The sequence below is a fragment of the Enterococcus canis NBRC 100695 genome (genome assembly GCF_001544375.1).
Classification (GTDB): domain Bacteria; phylum Bacillota; class Bacilli; order Lactobacillales; family Enterococcaceae; genus Enterococcus_H; species Enterococcus_H canis.
Map to the genome: position 1 here is coordinate 1 of NZ_BCQJ01000016.1, position 13,814 is coordinate 13,814.

The following is a 13,814-nucleotide window of genomic DNA, read 5'->3' on the forward strand; positions in this document are numbered from 1 at the left end:
ATTCTAGATGAGACAACCCAACAAAAAACCGCCTTGTTTTCCACCATGAACACGACCTTGAATGGTGTCGACTATTTTAAATCAGCCTTAACTACGCCGGAATCACTGGAGCTTTATGAGATGATGGCCCAAGCCGTGGCTAACGGCATGACTCATTTGATTATGGAAGTCTCTTCACAAGCCTATAAAACGCAGCGAGTCTATGGTTTAACCTTTGATGTGGGAATTTTTCTCAATATTTCGCCGGACCATATCAGTCCCATTGAGCACCCGACTTTCGATGATTATTTCTATTGCAAACGGCAGTTATTGCTAAATAGTGAGACTTTAATTTTGAACCGCGAAAGTGATTATTTTGACTTGTTGCAAGCCTTAGCTGATCAGCAAGAAGTCCCTGTTTTTACTTACGGGAGCCAAGCTGCTAATGCCGACTACCGTTACATCCCGTCGGCTGACGATTCATTAAGCTTCACCGTCAAAAGCCTACACGATCCGCTCCACGTTGCAGGAGACTACCAAATTCAATTAGCCGGTGATTTTAATAAAGGGAATGCCTTAGCTGCCCTCTTAGCCACCGCTTGTGCTGGTGCCGAACGGTTGGCTGCACAAACCGGCTTGGCGAAAGTCACGATTCCTGGGCGTATGGAGCAATTAGCCTTACCGAATGGCGCTACCGTCTATGTCGATTATGCACACAATTATTTAAGTCTAGTCAGCCTGTTACAATTTGCCCGCAGTGAGCATCCTAATGGTCGCCTGCTGGTGGTGATTGGAAGCACTGGCAGTAAAGCCGTTTCCCGGCGGCAAGATTTCGGCAAGGCATTAAGTGAGTATGCTGATTTTGCTATTTTAACAACGGATGACCCTGATATTGAGGATCCTGCTGAAATCACGGCGCAGATTCAAGCCGCTATCACCAGCTCTATTGAGGTTGTTACGCTCCTTGATCGAACAAAAGCAATTCAATATGCCCTTAATCAAGCCACCGCTAACGACACGGTGATCTTAGCAGGTAAAGGCGCTGATCCTTATCAAAAAATCAATGGCGTTGATGTGCCTTACGCCGGCGATTTAAATATCGCGAAAGAATGGGTCAATTTACAGTCATAACAAAAAATCTCAGCAAAGCCTTGCGCCTTGCTGAGATTTTTTTCATTATGGCTAGTTTGCCACGATATTTACTAGTTTGTTAGGAATCGCGATTACTTTACGAACAGTCTTATCTGCAATAAAGCTTTGGACATGTTCATCGGCCAATGCTAATTTTTCCAGCTCATCTTTCCCTAGATCACGAGCAACTTGAACTTTATTACGAACTTTGCCGTTAACTTGGAAAACAACCTCGATTTCATCTTCCACCAGTTCAGCTTCATCATAGACCGGCCATGGCACATATGAAATGCCTTCGTCATTGCCTAAAATAGCCCATAATTCTTCACTCATGTGAGGGGCGATTGGAGCCAGCATTTGTACGAAGCCTTCCACATATTCATATGGCAACACATCCACTTTGTAAGCTTCATTGATAAAGACCATCAATTGAGAGATAGCCGTATTAAAGTGGAGTTGTTCATAATCTTCCGTTACTTTTTTCACGGTTTGGTGATAGATTTTTGTCAGTTTACCATCATTAACGGTGGTGATCCGGTCCCGCATCTTATCCTCGTCATCCACCAATAAACGCCAAACCCGATCTAGGAATTTCCGACTACCCTCTAAGCCATTTTCGCTCCAAGCAATCGACGCATCCAATGGTCCCATAAACATTTCATATAGACGTAAAGTATCCGCACCATATTTTGCGACAACATCGTCGGGATTCACTACGTTACCGCGTGATTTCGACATTTTTTCATTATTTTCGCCTAGAATCATTCCTTGGTTATACAGCTTTTGGAAAGGTTCTTTTGTTGGTACCACGCCAATGTCATAAAGGAATTTGTGCCAGAAACGAACATACAGCAAGTGCAGTACCGCGTGTTCTGCCCCACCAATATAAATATCCACTGGTAGCCAACGTTTTAATTTTTCCATGTCTGCTAACTCATTCTTATTGTGTGGGTCGATGTAACGTAGATAATACCAAGAACTACCGGCCCATTGTGGCATGGTATTTGTTTCACGGCGCCCTTTTTTCCCAGTTTCAGGATCAACGACATTGACCCATTCGCTAATATTCGCTAATGGTGACTCACCAGTACCACTTGGCTTGATATCTGTGGTTTTAGGTAAACGGAGGGGTAATTCTGATAATGGCACTGTTGAGGTTGTACCATCTTCCCAATGAATAACGGGAATCGGTTCGCCCCAATAGCGTTGCCGTGAGAAGAGCCAGTCGCGCAAGCGATAGCTGATCTCTTTTTTACCGACGCCTTCCGCTTCTAGCCAGGCATTCATTTTTTCAATCGCTTCTTCTTTATTCAAACCGTCTAAAAAGCCAGAATTGATATGCACGCCGTCGCCAGTGAAGGCTTCATTTTCGATATTGCCACCAGCTAATACGGGAATAATATCAATATTAAAGGTCTTAGCAAAAGCATAATCTCGTTCATCATGGGCTGGTACGGCCATGATTGCACCCGTTCCATAGCTTGCTAACACATAATCAGCGATCCAGATTGGAATTTCGGCACCATTTGCCGGATTAATGGCGTAAGCCCCCGTAAAGACACCAGTTTTTTCTTTGGCCAGGTCTGTCCGATTTAAATCCGATTTGCGCTCAGCCTCTTCAATGTATGCTAATACCGCTTCCCGTTGTTCTGGCGTAACGATTTCTTGCACCAACGGCAACTCTGGTGCCAAAACAGCGTAAGTTGCACCAAACAAAGTATCTGGACGCGTCGTAAAGACGGTAAAGTCGTGATCGGAACCGGCAACTTTAAAGGTCACATTTGCTCCCACTGAACGACCAATCCAATTGCGCTGCATCTCTTTAATGCTTTCTGGCCAGTCAACTAATTCCAAATCATCCAGCAAGCGGTCAGCATAGGCGGTGATTTTCAGCATCCATTGACGCATGGGTTTGCGAATTACGTCATAGCCGCCCCGTTCGCTCTTGCCGTCGATTACTTCTTCATTGGCAATCACTGTCCCTAATTCAGGTACCCAGTTGACTGGGACCTCCGCTTCATAGGCTAGGCCTTTTTCGTAAAGCTTAGTAAAGATCCATTGCGTCCATTTATAATATTCAGGATCTGTCGTATTGATTTCCCGATTCCAGTCATAGCTAAAACCTAATGAATTGATTTGGCGTTTGAAAGTTTCGATATTCTTCTGCGTGAATTCAGCTGGATCATTACCAGTATCTAACGCATATTGTTCCGCCGGCAGTCCAAAAGCATCCCAGCCCATTGGATGTAAGACATTATAACCTTGTGCTCGTTTTAACCGTGAAAGAATATCGGTCGCAGTGTAGCCTTCTGGATGGCCAACGTGTAAGCCTTGACCTGATGGATAAGGGAACATGTCCAGTGCATAAAATTTTGGTTTACCAGATTCATCTTTGGTATTAAAGGTATTGTGTTTGGCCCAATATTTTTGCCATTTACGTTCTACCTTTTTGTGATCGTACATAATAAGCCTCCTATATGATTGTAATTAAAAAACGTCCTATAAAGCCTTCGCTTCATAGGACGTTTATCAACGTGGTACCACCTAAATTTGCACAACTGTGCCTCAACGTGATAACGACCGGCGCCGCTACTGCTTACTAGTTTTCAGCAATAGAACTCAGAGGCGAGTTCAAAAGTCATCCTGCATATTTCCACCAACCATATGCTCTCTAAAAAGGATGGAGCCTTTTACTATTCCTCATCGAAGTTTATGGCTTTATACTAGCAAACTTCCCGTAGAATTTCAACCAACTCTTAGTGTTTGCCCGACATAAATCACATCACCAGATAGATTATTGAGCTTTTTAAGCTGTTGAATCGTAGTCCCATAGCGTTCCGCAATCCCCCAAAGCGAATCACCACGCACAACTTTATATTTCTTATTGTTAGTAGCACTGCTGGTACTGCTATTACTACTGTTGTTTGCCGCTTGTCCCTTTTTGACAATCAACCGGTTGCCTGGGTGGATTAAATCATTTTTAATGCCATTCCATTGACGTAATTGATCCATACTGATGCCATATTTATCGGCAATCAGCCACACCGAATCGCCGGCTTTGACGGTATAGTATTGATTTTTGCTCGTCGTTTGGTTCGTATTCGGTGTACTTGGTTTGTTACTTGGCGTTGTTGGCGCCGGCTTAGAGGTAGAGGGCGTTGAAGTTGTTGCGCCACTACCCTTTTTGACAATTAAGCGGTCACCTGGATGGATCATATTATTTTTAATGCCGTTCCATTGCCGCAACTGATCCATACTGATGCCATATTTATCGGCAATCAGCCAGACTGAATCCCCCGCCTTAACGGTATAATACTGATTCGTTGGTTTCGGCTTGTTCGTGTTATTACCAGCAGCCGTATTTGATTCAACCGTGGTATCTTTAGGCGTATCAGCTGCTTTTTGAACGATTAATGTTTGACCAACGTAAATTAAATCAGAAGATAATTTATTCCAGCTTTTGATTTGCGCAATAGAACTACCATAGCGCTGTGAGATTGCCCAGAGACTATCGCCGGCTTTGACCTTGTAGGTCACATTTTGGGTTGCCCCAGTACTACCGGTGCCACTGTTACCATTGCTCCCTGTATTGCCAGTAGTGCCAGTAGTGCCAGTTCCCAAACCGCCGGCATTACCTGTGGCTGGTGTATCAAAACGTGTCAAATTGTATGTTTCAATCAAATAATTCAACTTACCAGCATACCCAGGATCTGTTGCATAACGTCCTGTCAGCCAAGCTGTTGCATCCCGATAACTGCTGGTATTACTTTTCCAAGCACCGGCATAATAATAAACGCCCGCTTGGAAAGATACCGTACGTAAAATATACGCATTATCCGCAAAGGAAGCCGCATAGGATGGGTATTTCCGAAAGGCTTCATTCTTCGTAACCCATTTGTTATTTAGATATTCCTGCGTTTGCATATATACACACTGACCGTTATAACTACCCTTGATTCCAAAAAGATTATAATTTGGGGCACTAGATAACGTGCTGGCACCCCAACCACTTTCTAAAATCCCTTGAGCAATCATGACCGATGCATATAAATCATTCTGAGAGGCCACTGATTGCGCATGCTTAGCTAATTCATTGATGTAGGCCGTGGTGTTGCTTTGCCCCGCTTCTTGACTAGCTGCCTGTGCCGTAACCGTCGGCAAAATGATCGGTGCTGTAATCGCCGAAGCCAAAAGAACGGTTCCGACACAACAAGTACCCTTTTTCAAGCGATACACTTGTTCTCGACGTGCTGCTGCTTTGCGTCTTGCTTTTCGCGATACCCTTACACTCATTTATTTCGCTCCTCGTTATACTTTCTTACTGATAAGTATACCTTTTTTCTCATTTTTCTTAAAGCCATCCCAATTTAACGCGAGTATTTTTAAACTGTTTGTAACATAACGAAATTTATTTGTCATTTTTCTCCATGAGTAGGTCTGGGGTCGTAGGCCGAAAAGTCTTTAGACTGATTTTATTCATGAGCTATTGTGTCATGAGGGAATTTTCACTAAACTGAGAGTATCAAAGGAGTAAGGATGGGGCACCTATGAATAAAGAACATTTTTTGATTGAATTAAAAATCTATCTAAAGATTTTGCCGCCGGCACAGCAGCAGCAAATTTTAGCCCACTATGATCTGCTTTTTGATCAAGGCGCCGCCGAAGGGCAAACAGAAGAACAAGTTGCAAAGGAATTGGGTAAGCCACGAACAATCGCTGAGGAAATCCTCCAAGAGTATGGTCTAGAAATCAAGGATAAGCCACTGAATCCCAGCGGCTGGGTAGAAATCCAACCAGAAGCGGCTCAAAACGGCCCTGAAGTTGTCCCGCATCCTTATATCGAGGATCCGCAACCAACACCACCCCCTTCAACATTCGTTCATATTATGCAAATCATTGGTCTTTTTGCCATAAATTTTTTCTTCGTTTTTTGGATGATTTTAGGGGTATTAGGTATGTGGATTGGCGCCTGGGTGGGTGTTCTTTTCGCTGCTATCGCACCATTTTTAGGCATTGGGACCTTATTTTTCTTTTGGAACACGGCCGCTTTTTTTCAAGCCTTTTTAGGTATCTTCTTAGGCGGCGTGGGCATCATTGGCTTTTTACTATTACTACCAATTAGCCGTGGACTGTGGTTCCTATTGAAAAAATATACTCGTTGGAACTTACGCATCTTACGAGGAGGGACCTACTGATGAAAAAACGGACGATTTTATTTTTACTACTGGCTATCAGCATGATGGGCGTCGGCGCCGTTGGGAGCATCTACTACTACCAGCAGGCCCACAAGGCAATGCGAACCTCTGTCAGTAAAGAATATACTATGAAACAGCAGGAGCATTTGGACCTTTACCTAGCTGGCAATGCGCGCTACTCGGTCCAGACAACTAGCGGCAATCAAGTGAAATTAAATAGTGATACTTATACCACCAGTAAAGTATCGGTGGACTGGCAAGGACAAAAAAATGACACTGGCGAGGAAGTAACCGTCAAAGCAGATTGGCAAAGAAATGACCAGCCTTTTTTAATTTTGGCTAACATGGACTATCACAGTGATATCACAATCTCAATTCCCGATACTGTCAAAAATGTTACGCTTCATCTTGGCAACGGCCAATACTCTTATATTGGGGATATGAAAACTTCCAATTTAGCAATCAAGGCGGATAAAAATGCGCACTTTTCTCTAGGAAATATCAATAGCGAAACTATTGATGTTACTAGTCAAGATGGTAGCGTCATCGCTTACGGCGATGTTGCCGCCAAAGAAATGACCATCACAAGTGCTGCTGGTACTGTTGATCTTAGTGATCTAGCTGTCCAACAATTGACGGTTACTAGCACTTCTGGTTCGGTTAATCTGAATGACTTAAGAGGCAGCATCAATGTCCAAACAGAGAGTGGTGATATCAGTCTGAACGACGGACGTGGTACCGTAACCCTCAACAGCCGCTCAGGCAACATTTCATTGAATGGTGATGATTTCCCTGAAAAGCTACAGGCTACGACGGATAACGGTGATATTACTGGCTATTTAGAAGATGTCCAGAATATTAGCATCAAAGCCGCTGCTGAGGTTGGCGATGTTTCATTATTCCAGGAAGATCGCACCAGCTATACTAACGGCAGTGCCAAGCATCAAATGGAACTGCAAACAAAATTAGGCGATATCCAATTAGATGGTTATACTGCAGATTAAGCGAAGACGTGTTGGGCATTTTGTTCAACACGTCTCTTTTTTGGCTCTGCTTTTTTCTAGTAAACAATGCTATAATAAATTCATTTGAAAGAAAGGATGTCTTCATGCAAAAGAAGCTTTATTATCAATTTGCTGCTAGTTGTACGCTATTAGTGTTTATGTTCCTAGGATATGTCGTAAAATTTTATCCGGAATGGCTCAGAGGATTCGACGATACGGTGACCAGCTGGATTCGCGGACCGTTATTTCCCACGGCAACGCCCTTCTTTACCTGGATCACTAAATTTGCTAACCCGATTACCTTGATTGTTTTGACCATAGTTGCTGTTTGGGCTCTGTGGTTTTATCAGCATAAAACGGCAGCTCTCTGGCTCGGCCTAAATACCGTTTTATTAGGTGGCGTGATCAATCCTTTGATTAAGCTTTTCTTTGCTCGTCCGCGACCAACCTTAGAACACTTAGTCGTGGAGCATAGCTTTAGTTTTCCTAGCGGACACGCCCTAGGCAGTATGATTTTCTATGGCACGTTACTATTTCTACTTAACAGTCTAATCAAAGAGAAAGCTTGGCGCTTGCCATTGCAGATTCTGTTAGGCTGCCTAATTTTTTTAATTGGCACCAGCCGTATTTATTTAGGCGTTCATTTTCCCAGTGATGTCCTAGCTGGCTTTTTGCTAGGTAGCAGTTGGCTGCTATTCTCGTATCCTTATTATCAAAAACAACGCGTCATTGCACATTTTAGAAAGTAGGCCAGTCCATGTTTCCCTATACTGATGATCCAACTAAACGTTACCATTCTTGGAACTACGCATTGCGGCAAGAGTTTGGTGGCAAGCTTTTCAAAGTCCCTATTGACGGCGGCTTCGATTGCCCTAATCGTGACGGAACGGTCGCTCACGGTGGCTGTACCTTTTGTAGTGTTTCAGGCTCAGGTGATATGATTATTGCTCCTCATGAGCCGTTACCTGTCCAATTTCAAAAAGAAGTTCAAGCAATGCATCAAAAATGGCCCCATGTTCAGCAATATATCGTCTATTTTCAGAATTTCACCAATACCCATGCGCCTTTGGAAGTCATCAGGCATCGCTTTGAACAAGTCATCAATGAACCTGGTGTGGTCGGTCTTTCTATTGGAACTAGACCCGATTGTCTGCCAGAGGATGTCGTGGCCTATTTGGCTGAACTAAATCAGCGGCTCTATCTCTGGGTGGAGCTTGGTCTACAAACAACCTTTGAAGAAACAAGCCTAGCGATTAATCGCGCCCATGACTATCAAACCTACTTGGACGGGGTAGCTCGTTTGCGCGCTCACGGCATTCGAGTCTGTGCCCACTTAATCAATGGTTTACCTGGTGAAAGTTCCGACATGATGCGGGAAAACGTCCGCCGTACGATCCAAGATTCGGATATCCAAGGAATCAAACTGCATCTACTGCATTTAATGACTAACACGCAAATGCTGCGGGATTATCATGAGGGGCGCTTAAAGCTCATGAGTCGTGCCGAATATGTTTCCGTGATTTGTGATCAATTGGAGCTGATTCCTCCTGAAATTATTATTCACCGTCTAACTGGCGATGCCCCGTGGGATAGCTTAGTTGGGCCTATGTGGAGCTTAAAAAAATGGGAAGTCCTGAACGCTATTGACCAAGAAATGCTTAGACGTGACAGCTGGCAAGGAAAATACAATGTGAGAGCAGGTGCCGATCATGCTGACCGCCTTACAGTTTAGCCATCAATTGGCACAAGAAATCTTGCTACCTACTGATTTTGTAGTGGATGGGACCATGGGGAACGGCCACGACACATTGTTTCTAGCACAGTCTGTTCCTAAAGGACACGTCTGGGCTTTTGATATACAAGCCGCCGCCCTTACTAATACGCGGTTGCGGCTAACTGAGGCCGGCTGTTTGGAGCGGGTCACCTTGATCCAAGATGGCCACCAGCAGGCTGCTTTATATTTACCTGACCATATCAAATTAGCTATCTTCAATCTAGGCTACCTGCCCCGCAGCGACAAAACCATCACAACCCAAGCCAATACAACCATCCAGGCATTAAACGCGCTCCTACCACGCTTGTTAGTGGGAGGACGTATTTTGCTAGTGGTTTATTATGGTCACAAGGGCGGCGAGGCAGAGAAAGATGCTGTAACAGCTTTTGCGGCTGCTTTACCCCAAGAAGCCTACAGTGTGGCCACCTATCAGTTTCTCAATCAACGGAATGCGCCACCGGTTTTGCTATGTATCGAGAAAAAATAAAAAAAGCTTTAGACGCTCCTCCAGGTTCTCAAGGAGTTCACGTCTAAAGCTTATTTTTTTGATGGTAAAAATGGTTGTAGCCACTGCAAAAAGGCTTGAATCTGTTGATCCCAGAAAAGCCAGTCATGACCACCTGGTGCCGTTTCAAAAGTAAAAGGAATTTGCCATTCCGTCAGTTTTTTCGTTAATTCCTTATTTGCTAATAACAACGGATCCTGTTCACCACAAGCCAGGTAGATTGCCGGCGGTGCTTGCTTTTTAGCGGCTAATGCAAACAGATCATTAGCGGAACCCTTTACTTGATCCAGCGGCCCGAAAATACCTTCCCAATAAGCTAACTTTCGTACAGCCACGAATTCTTGCATGTGATAGCCAATATTGACTGCGCCTGAAAGAGACCCTACCGCTTGAAATTGATCAGTTGCCAGACCCAATTTTAACGCACCGTAGCCTCCCATTGAAAGACCAGCCGCAAAGGTATCCTCTTTACGCTCAGACAATTGTGGGAACAATTCATGACAAATATTGGGTAATTCCTGCGAAACAAAGGTCCAATATTTCATATCATAAGACGTATCTGTATACCAACCTAAATCCGTTGATGGCATAATGACCGCTAGCCCTAAGTCAGCTACATACCGCTCGATGGAGGTTCGTCTAGCCCAAACACTATGGTTGCCCCCCATGCCATGAAGTAGGTACAAGACCGGCAGTTTTGCAGAGCCACCAGTCGTTGACGTTCCGACCTTTTTACTTGTTTTTTGCGGTAAGATCACATTTAAACAAACTTCCATTTCCAATACATTGGAATAAACATAAGCTTCTAGTAATGCCATGAATTTCACTCCTTTCCTTCTATTCTACCGATTCTTAAGACAATGCACTATCTTTTTTCGGCAAAAATAAACTCAAAATAAAGGAAGCCACGACTAAGCCTAACCCAACTAAAAAGACAGTCTGTAAGCCACTATGGAGAATATTCCGCAGTGGGCCTAGTAAATCAGCAGTAATGGCTTGAGCAGTATGAGGATTTACCAACTGATTCAATAATTCCTCATGACCGGCAAGCTTAGGATCTGCTGCTAATTTATCCGCCATGGTTTGATTCAGTAAAACACCAAACAAGGAAATCATCACCGTCTGACCAATCGTCCGAACTAAAGTATTGAAAGAAGTGGCCACACCTAGGCGCTCTGGTGAGACACTACTTTGCGCGGTAACCGTCGTCGTAGTGATTGCCAAGCCAAAGCCTAGGCCTAAAACGGAAGCAATGATAAAGAACCATCCATAAGCAACGACTGTTGGCAACATTACTAGCCAAGTTCCACCTACAATCAAAATCAGTAGCCCCAAGCTGATAGAGCGCTGCATCCCCACTTTAGTCAGAAGTCGCCCTGCCAAAAAGGAGCCTCCCATCCAAATAACTGACATAGGGGCTAACACGATTCCCCCCAATGCGGCGCTTTTTCCTAGAACACCTTGCATCCACATTGGCACGTAAACATCGATTCCCATTAAAAAGCCGCTTAAAAGTGCAGCAATCAGATTCACTAAAACGAAGGCGCGATTCTTGAAAAGTGACAAATCGATTACAGGATCTTCCGCCCGTCCTTCTAACCAGATAAACAGTCCTAAAAACAGCAAAAAGCCGCCAAAGGATAGTGCCACACTGCTATTAAAACCATGGTCCCCTAATAGTTGGAATCCCAGCAACAAACTAAGTAAAACCAACATTAGCGCCAGACTACCTTTAATATCCATTTTTTTCGTATCGGCTAGTCGTTTTTCCTCGTTAAAGAAAAATACAATTAATCCAAGTAAAATAATGCCAATTGGTACATTAATAAAGAAAATCCAGTGCCAACCAACGGTATCAACGATAAAACCACCCGCTAAGGGACCAAAAATACTAGCAATGCCCCAAGCCGCGCTGTTCAAACCTAACATCCGCGCTCGCTTGTCTAAATCATATAAATCCGCCAAAATTGTCAAAGCCACTGGCATAATCGCCCCAGCACCAATTCCTTGAATCGCCCGAGCCAAAATCAAAGTCAGCATTGTATTAGCCAAGCCACATAAAGAGGACCCAATGATAAAAATCAAAATCCCAATCATAAAAATCGGCTTGCGTCCGACTTTATCAGACAATTTCCCATAAATAGGTGTCAACATGGAATTAGTTAAAAGATAGATTGCAAAGACCCAGTTCATAATTTCAATACCTTTTAAAGAGCCGACAATCGTCGGCATAGCTGTTGAAACGATGGTTCCTTCGATAGCTGTCATAAACGTGGCGATAAAAACACTGATCGTCACGATCTGTCGATTTGTTTTCATTTCATTTCCTCCCCATTAAAAAAAGACCTCCATTAATAACTAATGGAGGCCGCCTCTTTATTCCTTCAAACTTGCCTTCAGACCCGCTACTTTATCTGTGCGTTCCCAAGGAAGATCGATATCTGTACGACCAAAATGTCCATATGCAGCTGTTTGACGATAGATTGGTCGACGTAAATCCAGCATGTCAATAATCCCAGCTGGACGTAAGTCAAAGTTTTCACGGACCGCTTCAATCAGTGCTGTATCAGGCACCGTGCTAGTTTCAAAAGTATTGATTGAGATTGAAACCGGCTGTGCCACACCAATAGCGTACGCTAATTGAACTTCACATTTGCGCGCCAAGCCAGCTGCAACAATATTCTTTGCGATATAACGCGCAGCATAGCTAGCCGAACGATCGACTTTCGTTGCGTCTTTTCCAGAAAATGCGCCGCCACCATGACGAGCATAACCACCATAAGTATCGACAATAATCTTACGACCGGTTAAGCCAGCATCACCTTGAGGTCCCCCGATCACGAAGCGACCAGTTGGATTAATAAAGTATTTTGTTTCATCATCTAATAAATCAGCCGGTATCACGGCTTGGATTACCAATTCTTGTACGTCAGCAGCGATTGTTTCCTGATTAATATCTGGATCATGCTGTGTACTGATAACTACCGTATCAATTCGTAAAGGTTGGCCCGCTTCATCATACTCCACCGTAACCTGCGATTTTGCATCCGGCCTCAGGTAACTTAAGATCCCTTCTTTACGCAATTCAGCTAATTTACGAACTAATTGATGGCTTAAAGCAATCGGTAAAGGCATCAGCTCTGGTGTTTCATCTACTGCAAAGCCAAACATCATCCCTTGATCTCCAGCACCAATTTCCTCATAAGCTGCGTCTTTATCGCGAATCTCCAGCGCTTCATCCACACCCTGAGCAATATCTGGTGATTGTTCATCAATAGCCACCAAAACAGCCACTGTATCACCATCGAAACCAAATTTAGCTCGTGTATAACCAATTTCATTGATGGTTTTACGAACAATCTTTTGAATGTCAACATATGCCGTCGTCGAAATCTCACCAAAAACAAGAACCAAGCCGGTTGTCACCGAAGTTTCACAAGCAACCCGCGCCATTGGATCCTTTTCTAAAATAGCATCCAAAATAGCGTCGCTAATTTGATCCGCAACTTTATCCGGATGACCTTCTGATACAGATTCAGAAGTAAATAAATGTTTTTCCTTCATAATGTATTCCCCCTAATAATATTCGGTTACAAGGCATCTTTGTCAAAGACAAATCCTCTCGGGAACTTGCAACGCACCTAGTATAGCAAATTTCTTACTAATTTGCTTGTCTTTTTTCTGAAAACCTTCATTTTTTATACAAAAAAGGCAGCATGAAAGCTGCCATTTCCATGAAATCATTCTTTTACACAACAAAAAAAGATACGTCGAAACGTATCTTCATGACCCGTACGGGATTCGAACCCGTGTTACCGCCGTGAAAGGGCGGTGTCTTAACCGCTTGACCAACGGGCCAAAAAAACTACGGAGAAGGAGGGATTTGAACCCTCGCGCCGGTTTCCCGACCTACACCCTTAGCAGGGGCGCCTCTTCAGCCACTTGAGTACTTCCCCATAACCAAATATTGGTATGAAATGGGCCTAAATGGACTCGAACCATCGACCTCACGCTTATCAGGCGTGCGCTCTAACCAGCTGAGCTATAGGCCCATAAAAACTTAAAGCGGGTGACGAGAATCGAACTCGCGACAACAGCTTGGAAGGCTGTGGTTTTACCACTAAACTACACCCGCAAAGATGGCGCGGGACAGAATCGAACTGCCGACACATGGAGCTTCAATCCATTGCTCTACCAACTGAGCTACCGAGCCAAAAAGCGGTTCC

General features: G+C 43.9%; 11 protein-coding genes, 5 tRNA genes, 1 riboswitch and 1 other annotated feature. Of the genes, 6 read left to right on the forward strand and 10 right to left on the reverse strand.

Annotation, left to right across the window (positions count from 1 at the left end; all coding sequences use genetic code 11):
* Positions 1-1,110: Mur ligase family protein (locus ECA01S_RS13165; protein ID WP_067396324.1), on the forward strand; the 1,110-nt coding region annotated here is incomplete at its 5' end.
* 51 nt (positions 1,111-1,161) lie between these two features.
* Here the strand turns inward: ECA01S_RS13165 and leuS are convergent.
* Both leuS and ECA01S_RS13175 read right to left on the reverse strand, forming a co-directional pair.
* Positions 1,162-3,576 carry a leucine--tRNA ligase gene (gene leuS / locus ECA01S_RS13170; RefSeq protein WP_067396326.1) on the reverse strand — a complete coding sequence of 805 codons (2,415 nt, stop codon included), beginning with the start codon at positions 3,574-3,576 and terminating at the stop codon, positions 1,162-1,164.
* Between the two features lie 49 nt (positions 3,577-3,625).
* Positions 3,626-3,826, reverse strand: a binding site (T-box leader).
* A gap of 29 nt (positions 3,827-3,855) precedes the next feature.
* Positions 3,856-5,403, reverse strand: a complete 1,548-nt coding sequence (locus tag ECA01S_RS13175; RefSeq protein ID WP_067396329.1) for a LysM peptidoglycan-binding domain-containing protein — start codon at positions 5,401-5,403, stop codon at positions 3,856-3,858.
* 254 nt (positions 5,404-5,657) lie between these two features.
* On the opposite strand from ECA01S_RS13175, the gene ECA01S_RS13180 reads away from it, so the two are divergent.
* From ECA01S_RS13180 to mnmM, 5 genes are all read left to right on the forward strand, one after another.
* The gene (locus ECA01S_RS13180) at positions 5,658-6,305 is read left to right on the forward strand and encodes a DUF1700 domain-containing protein (RefSeq protein ID WP_067396332.1); all 648 of its coding nucleotides are present in this window, start codon (positions 5,658-5,660) and stop codon (positions 6,303-6,305) included.
* Positions 6,305-7,309 (forward strand): DUF4097 family beta strand repeat-containing protein, encoded by a 1,005-nt coding sequence (locus ECA01S_RS13185; RefSeq protein WP_067396334.1) that lies wholly within the window; start codon positions 6,305-6,307, stop codon positions 7,307-7,309. Before ECA01S_RS13180 ends, ECA01S_RS13185 begins: the two co-directional genes overlap by 1 nt.
* Before the next feature lie 104 nt (positions 7,310-7,413).
* Positions 7,414-8,058: a phosphatase PAP2 family protein gene (locus tag ECA01S_RS13190; RefSeq protein ID WP_067396337.1), complete on the forward strand. Its 645-nt coding sequence runs from the start codon at positions 7,414-7,416 to the stop codon at positions 8,056-8,058.
* Between the two features lie 8 nt (positions 8,059-8,066).
* Positions 8,067-9,041, forward strand: a complete 975-nt coding sequence (gene mnmL, locus ECA01S_RS13195; protein ID WP_067396340.1) for a tRNA modification radical SAM protein MnmL/YtqA — start codon at positions 8,067-8,069, stop codon at positions 9,039-9,041.
* On the forward strand, positions 9,016-9,570 hold the full coding sequence (mnmM, locus tag ECA01S_RS13200; protein ID WP_067396352.1) for a tRNA 5-(aminomethyl)-2-thiouridylate-methyltransferase MnmM: 555 nt from the start codon (positions 9,016-9,018) through the stop codon (positions 9,568-9,570). Before mnmL ends, mnmM begins: the two co-directional genes overlap by 26 nt.
* A gap of 50 nt (positions 9,571-9,620) precedes the next feature.
* On the opposite strand, the gene ECA01S_RS13205 is transcribed toward mnmM, so the two are convergent.
* The 8 genes from ECA01S_RS13205 to ECA01S_RS13240 form a co-directional block, all read right to left on the reverse strand.
* Positions 9,621-10,406, reverse strand: a complete 786-nt coding sequence (locus ECA01S_RS13205; protein WP_067396343.1) for an alpha/beta hydrolase — start codon at positions 10,404-10,406, stop codon at positions 9,621-9,623.
* 34 nt (positions 10,407-10,440) lie between these two features.
* On the reverse strand, positions 10,441-11,907 hold the full coding sequence (locus ECA01S_RS13210) for an MDR family MFS transporter (RefSeq protein WP_067396346.1): 1,467 nt from the start codon (positions 11,905-11,907) through the stop codon (positions 10,441-10,443).
* Between the two features lie 57 nt (positions 11,908-11,964).
* Positions 11,965-13,152 (reverse strand): methionine adenosyltransferase, encoded by a 1,188-nt coding sequence (gene metK, locus ECA01S_RS13215; RefSeq protein WP_067396349.1) that lies wholly within the window; start codon positions 13,150-13,152, stop codon positions 11,965-11,967.
* Positions 13,150-13,229: riboswitch (SMK box riboswitch) on the reverse strand. Its footprint overlaps the gene before it by 3 nt.
* A gap of 145 nt (positions 13,230-13,374) precedes the next feature.
* A tRNA-Glu gene (locus ECA01S_RS13220) sits at positions 13,375-13,446 on the reverse strand.
* Between the two features lie 10 nt (positions 13,447-13,456).
* Positions 13,457-13,544 (reverse strand) — tRNA-Ser (locus tag ECA01S_RS13225).
* Between the two features lie 22 nt (positions 13,545-13,566).
* A tRNA-Ile gene (locus ECA01S_RS13230) sits at positions 13,567-13,640 on the reverse strand.
* Between the two features lie 12 nt (positions 13,641-13,652).
* Positions 13,653-13,723: transfer RNA gene (locus tag ECA01S_RS13235), tRNA-Gly, on the reverse strand.
* Between the two features lie 5 nt (positions 13,724-13,728).
* Positions 13,729-13,801 (reverse strand) — tRNA-Phe (locus tag ECA01S_RS13240).
* Positions 13,802-13,814: the final 13 nt, after the last annotated feature.